The 16825-nt window shown below is 54.7% G+C and carries 14 protein-coding genes; 7 read left to right on the top strand and 7 right to left on the bottom strand.

Annotation, left to right across the window (positions count from 1 at the left end; genetic code table 11):
• Positions 1 to 10 precede the first annotated feature (10 nt).
• The gene (gene cysM, locus LX66_RS13440; RefSeq protein WP_145714266.1) at positions 11 to 892 is read left to right on the top strand and encodes a cysteine synthase CysM; all 882 of its coding nucleotides are present in this window, start codon (positions 11 to 13) and stop codon (positions 890 to 892) included.
• Positions 893 to 1005: 113 nt separating this feature from the next.
• Here the strand turns inward: cysM and LX66_RS13435 are convergent, their stop codons facing one another.
• Complete coding sequence (locus LX66_RS13435; RefSeq protein WP_145714265.1) at positions 1006 to 1989, bottom strand: pyruvate dehydrogenase complex E1 component subunit beta; 984 nt, start codon at positions 1987 to 1989, stop codon at positions 1006 to 1008.
• Positions 1990 to 2173: 184 nt separating this feature from the next.
• On the opposite strand from LX66_RS13435, the gene LX66_RS13430 reads away from it, so the two are divergent.
• Positions 2174 to 2809, top strand: a complete 636-nt coding sequence (locus LX66_RS13430) for a hypothetical protein (RefSeq protein WP_145714262.1) — start codon at positions 2174 to 2176, stop codon at positions 2807 to 2809.
• A 137-nt stretch (positions 2810 to 2946) separates the two neighbouring features.
• Here the strand turns inward: LX66_RS13430 and LX66_RS13425 are convergent, their stop codons facing one another.
• Both LX66_RS13425 and LX66_RS13420 read right to left on the bottom strand, forming a co-directional pair.
• Entirely contained in the window at positions 2947 to 4122 is a 1176-nt protein-coding gene (locus LX66_RS13425) for an acetyl-CoA C-acyltransferase (protein WP_145714260.1), read from the bottom strand.
• A gap of 128 nt (positions 4123 to 4250) precedes the next feature.
• Positions 4251 to 5057: a PKD domain-containing protein gene (locus LX66_RS13420; protein ID WP_145714258.1), complete on the bottom strand. Its 807-nt coding sequence runs from the start codon at positions 5055 to 5057 to the stop codon at positions 4251 to 4253.
• Positions 5058 to 5277: 220 nt separating this feature from the next.
• Between LX66_RS13420 and dnaG the strand changes: the two genes are divergently transcribed.
• Positions 5278 to 7263: a DNA primase gene (gene dnaG, locus LX66_RS13415; protein WP_244620392.1), complete on the top strand. Its 1986-nt coding sequence runs from the start codon at positions 5278 to 5280 to the stop codon at positions 7261 to 7263.
• Positions 7264 to 7288: 25 nt separating this feature from the next.
• On the opposite strand, the gene folA is transcribed toward dnaG, so the two are convergent.
• Positions 7289 to 7786, bottom strand: coding sequence for a type 3 dihydrofolate reductase (folA, locus tag LX66_RS13410; protein ID WP_145714256.1), 498 nt, complete (start codon positions 7784 to 7786; stop codon positions 7289 to 7291).
• Between the two features lie 16 nt (positions 7787 to 7802).
• On the bottom strand, positions 7803 to 8597 hold the full coding sequence (locus LX66_RS13405; RefSeq protein ID WP_145714254.1) for a thymidylate synthase: 795 nt from the start codon (positions 8595 to 8597) through the stop codon (positions 7803 to 7805).
• Positions 8598 to 8840: 243 nt separating this feature from the next.
• Here LX66_RS13405 and LX66_RS13400 point away from each other — a divergent pair, with 243 nt between their 5' ends.
• The gene (locus tag LX66_RS13400; RefSeq protein WP_145714251.1) at positions 8841 to 11855 is read left to right on the top strand and encodes a SusC/RagA family TonB-linked outer membrane protein; all 3015 of its coding nucleotides are present in this window, start codon (positions 8841 to 8843) and stop codon (positions 11853 to 11855) included.
• 30 nt (positions 11856 to 11885) lie between these two features.
• Positions 11886 to 13190, top strand: coding sequence for a RagB/SusD family nutrient uptake outer membrane protein (locus LX66_RS13395; RefSeq protein ID WP_145714248.1), 1305 nt, complete (start codon positions 11886 to 11888; stop codon positions 13188 to 13190).
• On the opposite strand, the gene LX66_RS13390 is transcribed toward LX66_RS13395, so the two are convergent.
• Positions 13187 to 14365 carry a proline dehydrogenase family protein gene (locus LX66_RS13390; RefSeq protein ID WP_145714246.1) on the bottom strand — a complete coding sequence of 393 codons (1179 nt, stop codon included), beginning with the start codon at positions 14363 to 14365 and terminating at the stop codon, positions 13187 to 13189. The genes LX66_RS13395 and LX66_RS13390 overlap by 4 nt on opposite strands.
• Before the next feature lie 81 nt (positions 14366 to 14446).
• On the opposite strand from LX66_RS13390, the gene LX66_RS13385 reads away from it, so the two are divergent.
• Positions 14447 to 15217, top strand: a complete 771-nt coding sequence (locus tag LX66_RS13385; RefSeq protein ID WP_145714244.1) for a FecR family protein — start codon at positions 14447 to 14449, stop codon at positions 15215 to 15217.
• Here LX66_RS13385 and LX66_RS13380 read toward each other — a convergent pair.
• Entirely contained in the window at positions 15210 to 16223 is a 1014-nt protein-coding gene (locus LX66_RS13380; RefSeq protein WP_145714242.1) for a sugar phosphate isomerase/epimerase family protein, read from the bottom strand. The genes LX66_RS13385 and LX66_RS13380 overlap by 8 nt on opposite strands.
• 131 nt (positions 16224 to 16354) lie before the next feature.
• On the opposite strand from LX66_RS13380, the gene LX66_RS13375 reads away from it, so the two are divergent.
• On the top strand, positions 16355 to 16774 hold the full coding sequence (locus LX66_RS13375) for a hypothetical protein (protein ID WP_145714240.1): 420 nt from the start codon (positions 16355 to 16357) through the stop codon (positions 16772 to 16774).
• Positions 16775 to 16825 lie beyond the last annotated feature (51 nt).

Raw genomic sequence — 16825 nt, 5'->3', positions numbered from 1 at the left:
TCAATTTAAGATGTATTCGATCCTGGACCTGGTTGGCAATACCCCGCTGGTAGAGCTGAAGAAACTGACCGCCAACCCGCAAGTAAAGATATTCGGCAAGCTGGAAGGCAATAACCCGGGCGGCAGCGTAAAAGACCGCGCCGCCTACGGCATGATCAAGGGTGCGCTGGACCGCGGGGAGCTAAAGCCCGGCATGAAGCTGATAGAGGCTACCAGCGGCAATACCGGCATCGCCCTGGCCATGATCGCCAACCTGTTTGGCGTGGCCATAGAGCTGGTAATGCCGGAAGACGCCACGCGGGAGCGCGTGCTCACCATGGAAGCTTTTGGCGCCAAAGTAGTGCTCACCGCTAAGGAAGGCTCCATGGAAGGCGCGATTGATTACGCGCACGCACAGGTGGCCAAAGGCGGCTACCATATGCTGAACCAGTTTGCCAACCCGGACAATTACGGTATGCACTACCGCACTACCGGCCCGGAAATATGGCGCGATACCCAGGGCGGCATCACGCATTTTGTAAGCGCTATGGGCACTACCGGCACCATCATGGGCGTATCCCGCTACCTGAAGGAGCAGAACCCGCAGGTGCAGATCATTGGCTGCCAACCCACCGAAGGCTCCAGGATCCCGGGCATCCGCAAATGGCCGGAAGCCTACCTCCCCAAAATATTTGACCGGGAGCGGGTGGACCGTACAATGGATATTGCGGAAGAAGATGCCCGGCAAATGACCCGGCGGCTGGCCAGGGAAGAGGCGGTATTCTGCGGCATGAGCAGCGGCGGCGCCGTATCCGCAGCCGTAAGGCTGTCGGCAGAGCTGGAGGAGGGTGTGATCGTTTGTATTATCTGTGACCGTGGAGACCGGTACCTGTCGAGTGACCTGTTCGGGTAGAAAAGTAAAAAAGAAAAAGTAAAAATAATGGGGCAGCGCTTGGAATAAAAAAGCGCTGCCTTTTTATTGAAGACAGCGCCGTTATTCTTTTAATTTTTTTTCTTTTTTACTTTTTATTTTTTCATATACATTACTTCCTTCACCAGTTTCACGGTACGCTCTACATCGGGCATGTACAGCTTCACCAGGTTGGGCGCGTAGTGCATGGGCGCATCTGCAGCCGTGATACGGCGTACAGGAGCGTCCAGGAAGTCAAAGCCTTCTTTCTGGATGCGGTAAGCGATCTCGGAGGAAACGCTGGCAAAGGGCCACTGTTCTTCCACGATCACCAGGCGGTTGGTTTTCTTAACGGACTCCAGGATGGTCACCCAGTCCAGCGGGCGGATGGTGCGCAGGTCTATCACCTCGGCCTCAATGCCTTCCTTGGCCAGCTCTTCCGCAGCGCCCAGGGCCACCTTCATCATTTTATTGAAAGAAACGATCGTTACGTCCTTGCCGGCGCGTTTGATGTCCGCTTTGCCGATGGGAATGATGTATTCCTCTTCCGGCACTTCACCCATATCGCCGTACATGACTTCGCTTTCCATGAACACTACCGGGTCATCGTCGCGGATAGCGGCTTTCAGCAGGCCTTTGGCGTCATACGGGTTGGAAACGGACACTACCTTCAAGCCCGGGATGTTGGCATAATAGCTTTCAAACGCGGTAGAGTGCTGAGCGCCCAACTGGCCGGCAGAGCCGTTAGGCCCGCGGAACACAATGGGACAGCCTACCTGCCCGCCGCTCATGGCCAGCATCTTGGAAGCCGTGTTCAGGATCTGGTCCAGCGCCAGCACGGCAAAGTTCCAGGTCATGAACTCCACTACGGGACGGAGGCCGTTCTGGGCAGCGCCTACACCGATGGCCGCAAAGCCCAGTTCTGAAATGGGGGTATCTATCACCCTTTTGTCCCCGAACTCGTCCAGCATTCCCTGGCTCACTTTGTAGGCTCCGTTGTATTCGGCTACTTCCTCTCCCATCAGGAACACCCGCTCATCACGGCGCATTTCCTCCTGCAGGGCTTCTCTTAAGGCTTGTCTGAAAGCTATCTGACGCATGCTATTGGTATAATGATTTGTAAAGATTTAATGCCCTATTCCTTAGAGCAGGGGCAAAATTATTGTTTGTTGACGAAAAAGCAAAGGATTTGGGAAAGGCTTATGGATTTAAATATTATTAGAATATAAAAAATTATTAATATATTGGTAGCGCTATTCCGTGAAATCTTCAATACCTGTTCCTATGATCACCATCACGATCCTGTCCCTCAGCTTCCTGGCAGCAGTTTCCTGCAAGATCAAAAAGATAAAGGCGCCGGTGGATGTGCTCCGGCTGCTGTGGTACCTGCACCTGGTATTGCTGTTCTTTTCCGCGGTATGCCTGCTGCTGCTGGTAAACGGCTACGGCTTTAAAGGCGCTTACACGGAAAGGGTGTTCTTCTCGCTGTACGCCGGCACCGGGGTGATCCTGTACGGGCTTACGCCGCGGAACATCACCGGCAAATGGCTGTACCTGCTCTGCTTTTTCGGGTTTCCCTTTGTGCTGCTGTTTGGCCTGCTGCTGCCGCCCCTGCGCATACTTACCATCATGGCCTGCGTGGCCTTGCTCTACGATGGCAACCTCACCCGCTACCCGATCGATAACGATTATGCGCTGCAAACCCGGGAGCAGGGCATCCTGTCGCGCTACCCCACCTACAGCCTGGTAACGGATAAATACTGGCTCTTTGAGAAGATAACGCCGGGTGTGATCCACCAGCCTTACTGGCCGCAAAGCCTGCAGATGAACATCATGAGCCGGGACAGTGTACGGGTGTCCCTGCAGGGATTTAACGGGCGCAAAATGCGGCTGGATACCACTATTTGCCTGGGGGAATAGAATAAATTCCAAAACCCCAAAGCCAAATTCCAAATTCCAATTCCAAACAAATGGCCGGGTTTCGGTGCAAAGCAGTTTGCCGATAGTTCAAGGGACTTGTGTTCAATTTTGGGATTTGGGTTTTGGAATTTCACTATTTATACATTCTCCAGGATAACCGCGCTGGCGCCGCCGCCGCCGTTGCAGATGCCGGCTACGCCGTAGCGGCCGTTATGCTGGTGCAGTATAGACGTGAGCGTTACCGTAATGCGGGCGCCGCTGCAACCAATGGGATGGCCCAGTGATACCGCCCCGCCCCATACGTTCAGCCGCTCCGGCGACAGGCCCAGGTCCTTTTGATTGGCAATGGCCACGCAGGAAAAGGCTTCATTGATCTCCGCGTAATCCATATCGGATATTTTGAGCTGCGCTTTGGCCAGGGCGCGGTTAATTGCTTTTACAGGAGTGGTGGTAAACCATTCCGGCGCCTGGGATGCGTCTGCAAAGCTCACGATCCTGGCCAGGGGCTGCAGGCCCAGCTCTTTGAGCTTTTCCCCGCTTACCAGCACCACTGCGGCCGCACCGTCGTTGATGTTGGACGCGTTGGCGGCCGTAACCGTACCTTCTTTCTGGAAGGAGGGTTTCAGCGAGGGGATCTTATCAAAATTCACTTTCTTGTAATCTTCATCTTCCGTTACCATCACCACCTGTTTACCGGGCACTTCCACGGGCAGTATCTCCTTTTTATAATAGCCCTTTTCATATGCTTCTGCCGCACGTTTGTAGCTGCTTACGGCGTAGGCGTCCTGGTCTTCCCGGCTGATCCTGTATTCGGCCGCGCAGATCTCCGCGGCATTGCCCATGTGAAAATCCTTATAAGGGTCCCAGAGGCCGTCGCGCAGGATGCCGTCTATTACTGCGCCGTGGCCCAGGCGGTAGCCGTTGCGCGCTTTATCCAGGTAGTAGGGAATGTTGCTCATGCTTTCCATGCCGCCGGCCACTACTATGTCGTTATCGCCCAGCATTATGCTTTGCGCGCCCAGCATAATGGCTTTCATGCCGGAGGCGCATACTTTATTCACGGTAGTGCAGGGCACGGTCACCGGTATGCCGGCATAGATGCTGGCCTGGTTGGCAGGCGCTTGTCCTATGTTGGCGCTGATCACGTTGCCCATGTATACTTCATTGACCTCGCCGGCGGCTATACCGGCCCTTTCCAGTGCTGCTTTTATGACCATGGCGCCCAGTTGTGTGGCCTGGAGGGGGGCCAGGGCTCCGTTGAATGAGCCAATAGGGGTGCGCACGGTAGATACGATGAATACTTCTTTCGTCATAATAAGATTGTTTGGCTTGATCATTCAAATATAGGTGAAAAAAGGCGAAGGGGAAATGGGGGAAAAGTGAAAGGTGAATAGTGAAATAAAGATTCACTATTCACCTTTCACTTTTCACAATGCCGGCACTACTGCCGCACCGTTATCTTCCTGGTCACAATATCCGCGCAGCTATTCTGGTATTCCATATGCACTTCTATGGTATAGTCGCCGGATTCGGCATATTCATGGTCAAATTTCATCATCTGCCGGTCTTTACCGGTAATGGTCTGGGAAGTGTTGTCGCCCCAGTTCAGCCAGAGCCGGTAAGGCACATTCTCATAAGCCGGCATCACGTTCAGGTCCACCTGCCGGCTGCACAGCCAGGTATAGGATATCTTGGCCTGGGTTTCGCTCACCCGGCCTATCACCGTGGTAGTGTCCATCAGCGTTTGGCCGCATACGTTATAGATTACGGAGTACTGGCCGGGTTTACAGGCCTGTATGGTGCTGGTGGTATCGCCCGTGTTCCACAGGTACCATCCCGGGTCATGGTGCCCTTCTGCCATGGCGGTATTGGATATCACCGGGCAGTAATTGCTGCATAATGGGTGCTGTATGCCCAGGTCCAGGATAGGCAGGATGTCTATTTCCTGGTAGCTGAACACTTTCATGGAAGTGCTGCCGGAGGGCAGTACCATCGTTAGCCGCACCGTATAATGGCCCGGGTGGTTAAAGGTATGGGTAGGCTGGGGACCGGAGGCCGTGCCGCCATCGCCAAACTCCCAGAACCAGTCTATCACGGACAACTCTTCGGATGATTTCACGTCAAACGTAATCTTCTTGGGTGCACAACCTACCGTATCGGTAGCCACTACCCTGAAATCAAAACTTTGGGCTTTGATAGCAGAAAAAGCCAGGCACATGCATGCAAACAGTATAAAAAATCTTTTCATCCGTTAATATTTTATTTTTTTATAGGTCAGGTAGAACCACTCCCCGGGAGCCAGCTTTCCCCCGGTCCGGTTACTTATTTCAAGGGTATAGCGTGAAAACTTATGTAAATATATAAAAATTAATATGTAAAATTATTAAAATTAATTTAAATCAAAATATAAATCGCGTAAACCCCGCACGCAGAGATATGTCCCGCCAAAATCAGTAAATTACCTATGTTTGCAGTTTGCCGATTCTTGTCCCGTGATTACACAGCAGACCATACAACAGATAGTAAGCCGTATTGACATCGTGGAGATCGTGGGCTCATTTGTAAAGCTCAAGAAAAGGGGTGCTAACTACCTGGGCCTCTGCCCTTTCCATAATGAGAAAACCCCCTCTTTCACGGTAACACCCAGCAAGGAGATCTACAAATGCTTTGGCTGCGGCGCCGGCGGTGATGCTATCCGCTTCCTGATGGAGCATGAGAAATACTCCTACGTGGAAGCCCTGCGCTGGCTGGCCCAGAAATACAATGTAGAGATAGAGGAAACCGAAGTAAGCGCCGAAGCTAAGCAGCAGCAACTGCTGGCGGACAGCCTTTATATTATTAACGGCTTTGCCCGCGAATACTTTAGCCATACCCTGCTGGAAACGGAAGAAGGCCAGAACGTAGGCCTCAGCTACTTCGAGGAAAGAGGCTTTACCCGGGAAACCGTTCAGAAATTCCAGTTGGGGTACTGCAGCAATGAGCGGGACGCCTTTGCCCGCACCGCGCTGGAAAAAGGCTATAACCTGGAATACCTGCAGAAGACCGGCCTGGTGACCATCCGCAACGAACAGCCGGCGGACAATTACCGCGGCCGGGTGATCTTTCCCATTCACAACCAGTCCGGCAAGGTGCTGGGCTTTGGCGCGCGCATACTGGTGAAGAACGACCGGGCGCCCAAGTACATCAACTCCCCGGAGAACGAGATATACGTTAAAAGCAAGGTGCTGTACGGCACCTACTTTGCCCGCCATGCCATTGACAAGCTCAATGAATGCCTGCTGGTGGAGGGCTATACAGACGTGATATCCCTGCACCAGGCCGGGGTGGAGAACGTGGTGGCCTCCAGCGGCACCTCGCTCACCACCGACCAGTTGCGACTGATAAAGCGATACACCAACAACCTCACCATTCTCTATGATGGCGACAGCGCGGGCGTAAAAGCAGCGCTGCGCGGGCTGGACATGGCCGTGGAAGAGGGCCTGAACGTAAAGCTGGTGCTGCTGCCGGACAAGGAAGACCCGGACAGCTACGTGCAGAAGATAGGAGCCAATGCCTTCCGGCAGTTCATCGCCGACAACCGCCAGGACTTTGTGCTGTTCAAGCTGCAGATCTCCATGCAGGAAATGGGCAACGACAGCACCCGCAAAAGCCAGTTGGTGAACGAAATTGCCGAAACCATCTCCAAGATAGACAAGGTAGAGGACTTTACCCGCCAGCAGGACTACATCCGCCAGTGCAGCCAGCTCCTGAAAATAGACGAGCAGGGCCTGGTAATGCTGGTGAACAAGTTTATCCGGGAACGCCTGCACAAGCGCGAGCAGCAACTGGCCAAAAACGCCCCGCCCCCCGACGCTGAACCGCTGAGCGAGGAAGCCATTGCCGCCATGGAAGCCGCAGAAGGCAACGTGGAAGTGATCTTCCAGACGGATGAAAAACAGGAAAAAGAGCTGGTGAAGATCCTGCTCCGCTTCGGGGACATGGTGTTCAGCGAAGAGGACAACAGCACCGTAGCCGACTACGTGTTTCACCTGCCCTACGACTTTGAGTCACTGGCAGACAGCGAAGTGGTCAGGAAAATATTGCGGGAATATAAATCCCGATACGATGAAGGCAGCCTGCCGGACCGGAAATGGTTCCTCTACCATGCAGACCCGGAAATATCCAAACAAACCGCGCTGATACTGGAGGACAAAGAGGCCGACCTTAGCACCAACTGGAAGGAACGTTTTGAAATAGACACCGTATACGGCGACAACGCCTACCTGCGCGATACCATCAGCACTACCAACTACCTGATCCTGCGCAAGATCAAAAAGCTGATACTGGAAAACCAGCAGGAAATGGAAAAAGCAGACACTTTTGAGCTGCAGATGAAATGTATTGAAGTACACCGGCACCTCAAACAATTGGAGATGGAGTTAACGCAGGGCATCGGTACGGTGATCTTCAGGTAACTTCCTACCTCTTACTTCTTGCTTCCTACTTCTTACGCTCATATACCTCGAACGTAAAGGCGTATTCGTGTTTCTCATCTGCCGGGTGCTCCTCGCTGCTCACCAGCTCCCACTGCACTTTGTCAAATACCGGGAAGAAGGTATCCCCCTCCACCACCGCATGTATCCGGGTCAGGTAAATGCGTTGCACCAGTAAGGGTATGGCCTGTTTGAAGATCTCCGCGCCGCCGGTAACAAATATCTCCTCCGTGCCAAAAGTGCCGGCGGCCGTAATGGCCGCGCGGAGGGAGGGCGTTACAATAATGCCGTCCCTGGCATAGCCGGGCTGACGGGTAACTACGATGTTGGGCCGCCCGGGCAGGGGCTTGCCCAGCGATTCAAAGGTTTTCCGGCCCATAATAATGGGCTTGCCCAGCGTGGTTTGTTTGAAATACTTTAAGTCTGCCGGTAAATGCCAGGGCAATTGGTTGTCCCGGCCTATCACATTGTTCTCCGATGCAGCAACGATAATGGAAACGATCATGAAGCGTTAAAGGTTATTACACCGCTACCGGCGCTTTAATATGCGGATGGTGCTGGTAGTTCAGCAGTTCAAAATCTTCATACCGGAAAGCAAAGATGTCCTTTACGGCAGGGTTTATTTGCATGACCGGCGCCGGGTAGGGTTGCCTGCCCAGTTGCAGCCTGGCCTGTTCCACATGGTTGCTGTACAGGTGCACATCGCCGAAGGTGTGTATGAACTCGCCCGGCTGCAGGTCGCATACCTGGGCCATCATCATGGTGAGCAGCGCATAGGAGGCAATGTTGAAAGGCACGCCCAGGAACACGTCTGCGCTGCGCTGGTAGAGCTGGCAGCTTAGCCGGCCATTGGCCACGTAGAACTGGAACAGGCAGTGGCAGGGGCTCAGGGCCATCTGCGGCAGCTCGCCTACATTCCAGGCATTCACGATAATGCGGCGGGAGTCCGGGTTGTTCCTGATCTGCTGCACGGCATCGCTGATCTGGTCGATCGTTTTGCCATCGCGGGTTTCCCAGCTACGCCACTGCTTGCCGTATATCGGCCCCAGGTCGCCTTTTTCATCGGCCCACTCATCCCATATGCTTACGCCGTGCTCCTTCAGGTAACCGGTATTGGTGTCTCCCTGCAGGAACCACAGCAGCTCGTAAATAATGGATTTAAGATGCAGTTTTTTAGTGGTGACCAACGGGAAGCCCTCCTGCAGGTTGAACCGCAACTGGTTGCCGAAGCAACTGATCGTGCCGGTGCCCGTGCGGTCTGTTTTCACTGTCCCGTGATCCAGTATATGTTGTAATAAATGAAGATACTGTTCCATGGGGGCAAAGTAACGAAAAATGTACTTGAAAAATATACGCGGATTTATCCAAACAAAAAACGCGGTTATCACGCGGAAATTTCGTAATCTGCATCGCAACCAAAATAGTCGCTTAAGCAGCACTGGAGCCAGCCCGCAAGATAAGTTAACGCTTTAGCAACAATACCCATATCAATATCATAAACCTTCTAATACCACAACCTCATGCACTAAACATCTTTCAATCACAAAAACCTCAAATGTATGCTTCTATCTAAATCTACGCTCATGGCGCTGCTATGCATGTGCAGCGCATATTTGCTGCATGCGCAGCAAAATGTACAGGGCCGGGTAACGGAAGCCGTATCCGGCAGGCCCATTCCCGGCGTTACCGTCCGGGTGCCTAATACCAACAGGGGCACCATTACGGATGCCGACGGCCGGTACGCGCTCACGCCCCCTGAAGGCGCCCGGCAGCTTACCTTTTCCTTTACCGGCTATAAGACCCGGACGGCAGACCTCAGCGGCAACGTGGTGAACGTTGCGCTGGAGGAGGACTTCGCCCGGCTGGATGAAGTGGTGGTCACCGGGCTGGCCACCTCCGTAAAGCGCAGCAACCTGGCCAATGCCGTTGCCACCCTCTCCGCCAGGGAGTTGGCCGGCACCGCCCCTGCCCAGACCTTTGACGCAGCGCTCAGCGGCAAGATACCGGGAGCGCTGGTATCCGCCAACTCCGGCGCGCCCGGCGGCGGCATTTCTGTAAAGATAAGGGGCATCACCTCCGTGTTCAGTAACTCGCAGCCCCTCTACGTAGTGGACGGCGTTTTTATGAACAATGCCAGCGTACCCGCAGGGCTGAACGATGTAACAGCCGCCGCCACCGCCGGGAATCCCAACAACCAGGACAATCCCTCCAGCCGTATTGCAGACCTGAACCCGGCCGACATCGAGAGCATCGAAATACTGAAGGGCGCTTCCGCAGCAGCCCTGTATGGCTCCAAAGCGGCCGCCGGCGTGGTACTGATCACCACCAAACGCGGCCGGTCCGGCAGGACCAACATCAGCATCAACCAGGAGACCGGCTTCGTAAAAGTGCGCAAGCTGCTGGGGCAGCGCGTATTCACCGCGGAAACCGCGGCGGACCTGGCCGGCCCGGCCGACTCCCCGGACCCGGATGTGCAGGCCGCCCGCAATGCCAACCGCCAGGAATTCCTGGATGCGCAGTCGGCCGGCCGTATCTACGATTATGAAAAGGAAATATACGGCAACACCGGCCTGCTGCTCAGCACCAATCTCAGCGTAAGCGGCGGCTCCGAGAAAACCACCTTTTACTTTGCCGCCAACCGCCGCAGCGAGGACGGTATCATAAAAGGCACCGGTTATCTCAACAGCTCCCTGCGCCTGAATGTGGATCACCGCATCAATGACCGTATAAGCGTAGGCGTTACCACCAATTACATCAACTCCAGCGCCGACCGCGGGCTGACCAACAACGACAACAACGGCGTAACCTACGGCGTGGCGCTGTCCTCTACCCCCGGCTTTACGGAGCTGCACAAGGATAACCTGGGCAACTATCCCCGCAACCGCTTTGCCGCCTCCAACCCGCTGGAAACAAGGGACAAGATGGTCAACAATGAGACTACCAACCGCTTCATCACCGGCGTGCGGCTGGACGCCCGCCTGCACGAGAACGACAAGACCAATACCCGCCTGGTGGCCAATGGCGGCGTGGACTTCTACAACCTGAAGACCAGCGCCGTGTTCCCACGCTCCCTGCAGTTCATGGAAAACACCGTAGGCGGCGCTTCCATACAGGGTAACACCAATAACATCAACACCAACCTGTACGGCTACCTGGTAAACACCTTTACCCCCAACTCCTCCCTCACCTTTGTGACCACGGTAGGCGCTACCCTGGAAACCGGCAATTTCGATAACATACTGGTGTCCGCTACCCAATTGATAGGCACCCAGACCAACGTGGACCAGGCCGGCGCGGCCAATCCCCGCCAGTTCCGCCAGAAATACCGCGACAACGGCATCTTTGCGCAGGAGGAAGTGACCATCCTGGACGCGGTGACCGCTACCGCCGGCATCCGGTTTGACCGTTCTACCAACAACGGCGACTATAAAAAATACTACGTGTATCCCAAGGCCTCCCTTTCCTGGAACCTGGCTAAAATGGATTTCTGGTCCTTCTCTTCCATCAACAGCTTCAAGCTGCGCGCAGCCTACGGCCAGTCCGGCAACGTGCCGCCCTACGGCAGCAAGTTCACCGCGCTGATCATCTCCAATACCGGCGGGCTGCCCGGCTCTTTTGTAGACAACCAGCTAGGCAATACGGGCATCAAACCGGAGAAACAGACGGAACTGGAAACCGGCCTGGATATCAGCATCCTGGACGGGCGCGTGAACCTGGAGGCCACTTACTACAATAAAAAGATATTCGACCTGCTGCTGCGCAGGCTTCCGCCCGGCTCCACCGGCTTTAACGCGGAGTGGGTAAACGCCGGCGACCTGCGCAACCAGGGCATAGAGCTGGGCCTGAGCCTGCTGCCGGTCAATACAAAGCACGTGCGCTGGAGCTCCAATATCAACTGGTGGCGGAACCGCTCCCGCGTAACACGCCTCACCATCCCGGCCTTTTCGCTGGGCGCCTTCGGCAATTCCCTGGGCACTTTTTACATAGAGCAGGGGCAACCGGCCACGCAGATAAAAGGCAGCATACCTGATCCCAATGATGCCAGCAAGAACCTGTTTGTGACGCTGGGCAATTCGGAGCCGGACTTCCAGATGAGCTTTTTCAACGAGCTGCAGTTGTGGAGTAACCTGAGCCTGCGTTTCCTGGTGCACTGGAAAAAAGGCGGGGATAACATCAACCTCACCCAACTGCTGACAGACCTGGGCGGTACCAGCCCGGACTGGGATGATGACAAGAATGGTAACGGCGTAAAGGATGGACCGGAACGCGCCAATGCCGGCAGCGCCGCCATCTTTGTGCAGGATGCTTCCTATGTAAGGATACGCGAGATCGGCCTGTATTACAACATCCCGCTGCAAACGCGCTTCCTGCGGGCAGTAAGGGTAGGCGTTTCCGCCAACAACTGGTTCACCTTCACGGATTATATCAGCTATGACCCGGAAGTGTCCAACTTTGGCAGCAACACCATTAACACCGCCATCAGCCGGGGCAGCAACGGGATATCCACCGGGGTGGAAGTAACGCCCTTCCCGGCATCCAGGCGTATGTCCCTGCACGTAGGCATCGATTTCTGATATGGCTTACCTCATTAAAAATACTGACAGATGAAAACACGTATCATACATATCCTTGCACTGGCGGGGCTGCTGGGAGCGGCCGCCTGCCAGAAAGGCGAGATACCGAACCTCAATACCCCGCAGGTAGACGCTATTACCCGCAACCCTACCAAAGAGGAGCTGAACAACCTGGTGACCGGCGCTGAATCGGGTATGCGCTTTACGCTGAACACCTACTATGACGCCATCAGCATCATAGGACGGGAGATCTACCGCTTTTCCAGCGCAGAGCCGCGCTTCACCAGCGAGCTGCTGGGCGGCGGCGCTTCCACGCTGGATAACAATACTTTTTACATCACCAATCCCTGGGCGGCCCGGTACCGCGTGGTGCGGCAAACCAACATCCTGCTGGAAGCAGCCACCAATTCCAGCTTTATTACGGATGCGCAGCGCAAAGGATTCCTGGGCTTTGCCAAAACGATAAAGGCCTATCAACTGCTGCTGAACCTGAACATGACCGATATGAACGGCATCCGGGTAAATGTGGCCGATTTTCAAAACCCCGGCCCGTTTGAGGACAAAGCGGCGGCCCTGGACTCTATTGCACGAATACTGGATGAAGGCAAAGCAGACCTGGGCGGCGCAGAGGTCATCTTTTCCCTCTCCGATGGTTTTGCCGGCTTCAAAGACGCGGCGGGCCTGCTTAAATTCAACCGCGCGCTGGCCGCCCGGGTGGCCGTGTACCGCCAGCAATGGGCACAGGCGCTAACGGCGCTGAACGAGTCTTTCTTTGACCTGAACGGCAATTTCAGCACCGGTATCTACCACCGCTTCTCTACCGGCAGCGGCGACCTGCTGAATCCCTGCTTCATTGCACAGAATCAAAGCGGGGAAGTGCGGGTGGCGCATCCCTCCTACGCGGCAGACATTACGCCCGGCGACGACCGGATCGGCAAGGCTACCCTGCGCAGCAGCAGCGCCAGCCAGAGCGGCCTGTCCAGCAACCGCGATGTGTGGGTATACACCAGCAACACGGCCGCCATTCCCATTATCCGTAATGAAGAGCTGATACTGATCTACGCGGAAGCCAAAATACAAACAGGCGCTATCCCCGATGCCGTGGTGGCCCTGAACAGGATACGCACGGGGCACAACCTGTCCGTGTATGCAGGCGGCATCAGCCCGGCGGCACTGATCAATGAAATGCTGCGGCAGCGGCGCTACTCGCTGTTCTATGAAGGGCACCGCTGGGTGGACCTGCGCCGTTATAATATGCTGAACACCCTGCCGGTAGACAGGGCGGAGGATGATGTGTGGGATAGATTTCCGATACCGCAGAATGAAAACGTCTAAAGCGCCCTGCGCTTCAGCTCTTTCCTGATCAGGCTGAGCTCCCGGCCCATTTGCCCGGCAATGGAAGTATTCTCCTGCGCACGGCGGATGAGGTAAGGCATCACGTCCTTTACCGGGCCGTAAGGCAGGTATTTGGAAACGTTATAGCCGGCATGCGCCAGGTTAAAAGTAATGTTATCGCTCATGCCCAGGAGCTGGGAAAAGCTTACGTGGGAATGGTTGTGGGGCAGTCCTTTTTCATGCAGCAGTTGCGCGGCCAGCATGCAGCTCTGTTCATTGTGCGTGCCGATGAATACCGCCAGGTGATCCAGCCGCTCCATGCAGTAGCGCACTGCTGCATCATAATCCCGGTCTGCAGCCGCCTTGTCCGGCTGTATGGGCGATGCATATTCGAGCTCTTCGGCGCGCCGGCGCTCCTTTTCCATATAAGCGCCACGCACCAGCTTGGCGCCCAGCAGGTAGTCCCGCTGCCGCGCCTTTTCAAAGGAGGCCTGCAGGAAATCCAGCCGGTCATGGCGGTACAACTGGAAGGTATTGTACACGATCACCTGCTGCCGGTTAAAGAGCTGCATCATTTCATCGGCCAGGTCATCTACCGGCTGCTGTATCCAGGATTCTTCGGCATCTATCAGTAACCCGATGTGATGCCGGGCCGCTGTTTCCGCAATGGTGCGGATGCGCTGCCGCACCCGGGCAAACTCCTCCTGTTCGGCAGGCGTAAGCGCCTCGCCGGCGTGTATCCTTTCCAGCAGCTCAAAGCGGGCAAAGCCGGTTACTTTTATTGCAATAAAGGGAATATTGGGATTGGCAGCGGCGTATTCAATAGCGCGGATAAATTCCGGAACAGCCCGGTCATAGTTCTCCTCTCCTTCCATGGCCTCTACGCCGTAATCCAGCGCTACGCCTACATGGAACTTGCCTAGCCGCCGGGCGGTCCGCGCCGCCTCCTCCAGGTTCTCCCCGCCGCAGAACAGCTCGAAAATGGTGTTTTTGATCAGCCCTTTAACGGGCAGGCCCAGTTTAAAGGCCAGTGGTGTAAGTGCAGCGCCCAGCTTTACCAGCCATGGCTTGCCGATACTGCTGAACAGGAAATCCGCTTTCTTCAGGGCTTTATCCGTTCTGTGCTCAAAGGCAATGGCGGTATTGTCAAATGACAACGGTAGCTGCTTTTCCATGGGCCGCAAAGTTAAGGGGCGGCCATTATTTTAACAAAAATCTGTTATTTTTAACCCTTTCTGTAAAAACAGGGCTATCACATGCGGGGGAAATCTACCATCTACAAGACAACAGCGTTGCTGCTGGCCACCGGTATCCATTTTCATTGCGGCCAAAGCAAAAGCGATATCAGCCACCTGACCAACAGCCAGTACACCTACACTACCTACGAAGGCCAGCCGGGCGGGCGTAAAAAACTGCAACTGGCAGACAGCACTACCGTGATCCTGAATGCCGGCTCCCGGCTGCTGGTGCCGGACAATTACCCGCAGCAGGGACGGGAGCTGGTGCTGGACGGAGAAGCTTTTTTTGCGGTATCGCCCGCTGAGGGACGCCCCTTCGTGGTAAAAACGGATATCCTGACCGTGACGGCGCTCGGCACTGCTTTTAAGGTAAGGTCATTTGCCGCGCAACCCGGCGCTACCGCCTACCTGCTTACCGGTAAGGTGAAGGTGGCCAAAAGCTATCATTCCGCCACCGACAACCAGCCGGAAATACTGGAGCGCGGGCAGATGGTGCTGGCCAATAAAGAAATAGACCTGATGGAAAAGGAAACCTACAACCCGGAAGAGCTGGAAGCCTGGCTGCGCGGCGACCTGCAATTCCGCGACACGCCGCTGATGACCGTGGTGCGGCAGTTGGAGGACTGGTACGCGGTTACCATTACGGTTGAGGGCAATGTAGCGGACGTACCGGCCCTTACCGCCTCCTTCTCCAACAATACGCTGCCGCAGGTGCTGGACGCACTCTGCAAGGCAGCGGATTGCAATTATAAGATGGAAGGGAATGATGTAAGGATAAAGATCAACTAAACTTCAGCAGCAATTCCTTCGTTTTCCGGATACCTTCTTCTTCAGGTAACTGCTGGCCTTCATACTCAATGCCGATATGGCCGGTATAGCCGGCATCCTTTACGATCTGCATCATGCGGTTGTAATCCGTTTCCACGCAATTGCCGTTGGCGTCAAAATCGTAGGTCTTGGCGCTCACGCCCTTTGCAAAAGGCATCAGCTCCTGCACGCCTTTGTAGCGGTCGTATTCTTCCAGGCACCGGGTTTTGGCCCAGCCTTCGGGGGTATTGCTTTCCGGCTTGGTGCGGTTCAGGCAGAAGTTGCCAAAGTCCGGCAGGGTGCCGCAGTTAGCCAGGTTCACGGTTTTCATGACATTGGCCAGCCATTCCCCGTTGGAGGAAACGCCGCCGTGGTTTTCCACGATCACGCTGATATTATGCGGCTGCGCAAATTCAGACAGTTTGCTGAGAGATTCCACCACCGCCTTCGCTACGTCTTCCGGCTTGCCTTCGCCCGCAGCGTTTACGCGGATGGCATGGCATCCCAGGAATGCGGCCGCCTCCACCCATTTATAGTGGTTTTCCACGGCCTGCATACGCTTTTTCGCATCCTGGTCGCCCATTTCGCCTTCCCCGTCGCACATGATCAGCACACTGTGCACGCCGTTGTCGTCGCAGCGCTGTTTCAGCTCTGCCAGGTAGGTCTTGTCCTTTGCTTTATCCTTGAAGAACTGGTTCACATACTCCACAGCATCGATGCCGAATTCATTTTTGGCTTTTGCGGGAAAATCCAGGTTGGTCATTTCACCGGCAAACAATGCGCGGTGTAAAGACCATTCCGCCAGTGATATCTTGAAAAAAGGAGCGCCGCCCGCCGCTAGCCCCGCCGCAGCAGCGGTGTCCGCACCGGTTTCCTTTGAGCCGCCCGCGCCGCCACACGCGGCCAGTACGCCAGGCAGTATGCCCATGCCCATGGTGTAAACACTTAATTGTCTAAGGAACTCCCGGCGATTTTTTGATGTAGTCATATACGTGGTGAATTAGTTAATGAGAACAAAATACAAAATAAGCCGCAGGAATTTCCTGGTTGTCACTTTTTAATATTATTCAATTTGATAATATTTATTATCTTGCGGGCGTATTCACTAATACCATACCTATGAAAATTACCCGCGCACTTACCTTCCTGGCTGGCATAGCCTTATTTGCAGCCTGCAGTAAAGACGATGATCAACCGCCTACCGATGTGGCTATCAGCGGCAAGTGGAACATGGTGGCCCAATACAGGACCTATACGGACAACGGCACCAAGGATACGGTACACTATGCGGTGGACGTTAACTACTGGATATTTGAGCCGAACGAAGGCAAGATCTTCCAGATGAAGAATGCCCAGCCGGATACGGTTTTTTACAAGCTGATAGACGGCAACACGAAAGTGGTGACAGCGGTGGATGATGAATTTATTTTCCAGGCGGATACCCTGAGCATCCTGAGCCTGGAAAACAACCAGATGAAGCTGGAAGGCAACTATACCACGCCTTACCAGTTCAAGGTCATCTACCAGTTCGGTAAATAATTAAAATAATTAAATAGTGAGATGGTAAATGCTGCCTGCAGCCATGGCGGG

The sequence above is a fragment of the Chitinophaga japonensis genome (assembly GCF_007830125.1).
Lineage (GTDB): Bacteria > Bacteroidota > Bacteroidia > Chitinophagales > Chitinophagaceae > Chitinophaga > Chitinophaga japonensis.
This window is presented reverse-complemented; position numbering and strand designations above follow the sequence as displayed.

Bases quoted from the DNA above. Each gene is read 5' to 3' on its own strand.
- LX66_RS13435 (WP_145714265.1), bottom strand. From the start codon at position 1,989: ATGCGTCAGATAGCTTTCAGACAAGCCTTAAGAGAAGCCCTGCAGGAG.
- LX66_RS13420 (WP_145714258.1), bottom strand. From the start codon at position 5,057: ATGAAAAGATTTTTTATACTGTTTGCATGCATGTGCCTGGCTTTTTCT.
- LX66_RS13385 (WP_145714244.1), top strand. From the start codon at position 14,447: ATGCGGGGGAAATCTACCATCTACAAGACAACAGCGTTGCTGCTGGCC.
- folA (WP_145714256.1), bottom strand. From the start codon at position 7,786: ATGATCGTTTCCATTATCGTTGCTGCATCGGAGAACAATGTGATAGGC.
- LX66_RS13425 (WP_145714260.1), bottom strand. From the start codon at position 4,122: ATGACGAAAGAAGTATTCATCGTATCTACCGTGCGCACCCCTATTGGC.
- LX66_RS13395 (WP_145714248.1), top strand. From the start codon at position 11,886: ATGAAAACACGTATCATACATATCCTTGCACTGGCGGGGCTGCTGGGA.
- LX66_RS13375 (WP_145714240.1), top strand. From the start codon at position 16,355: ATGAAAATTACCCGCGCACTTACCTTCCTGGCTGGCATAGCCTTATTT.
- LX66_RS13400 (WP_145714251.1), top strand. From the start codon at position 8,841: ATGCTTCTATCTAAATCTACGCTCATGGCGCTGCTATGCATGTGCAGC.
- cysM (WP_145714266.1), top strand. From the start codon at position 11: ATGTATTCGATCCTGGACCTGGTTGGCAATACCCCGCTGGTAGAGCTG.
- LX66_RS13390 (WP_145714246.1), bottom strand. From the start codon at position 14,365: ATGGAAAAGCAGCTACCGTTGTCATTTGACAATACCGCCATTGCCTTT.
- LX66_RS13380 (WP_145714242.1), bottom strand. From the start codon at position 16,223: ATGACTACATCAAAAAATCGCCGGGAGTTCCTTAGACAATTAAGTGTT.
- LX66_RS13430 (WP_145714262.1), top strand. From the start codon at position 2,174: ATGATCACCATCACGATCCTGTCCCTCAGCTTCCTGGCAGCAGTTTCC.
- LX66_RS13405 (WP_145714254.1), bottom strand. From the start codon at position 8,597: ATGGAACAGTATCTTCATTTATTACAACATATACTGGATCACGGGACA.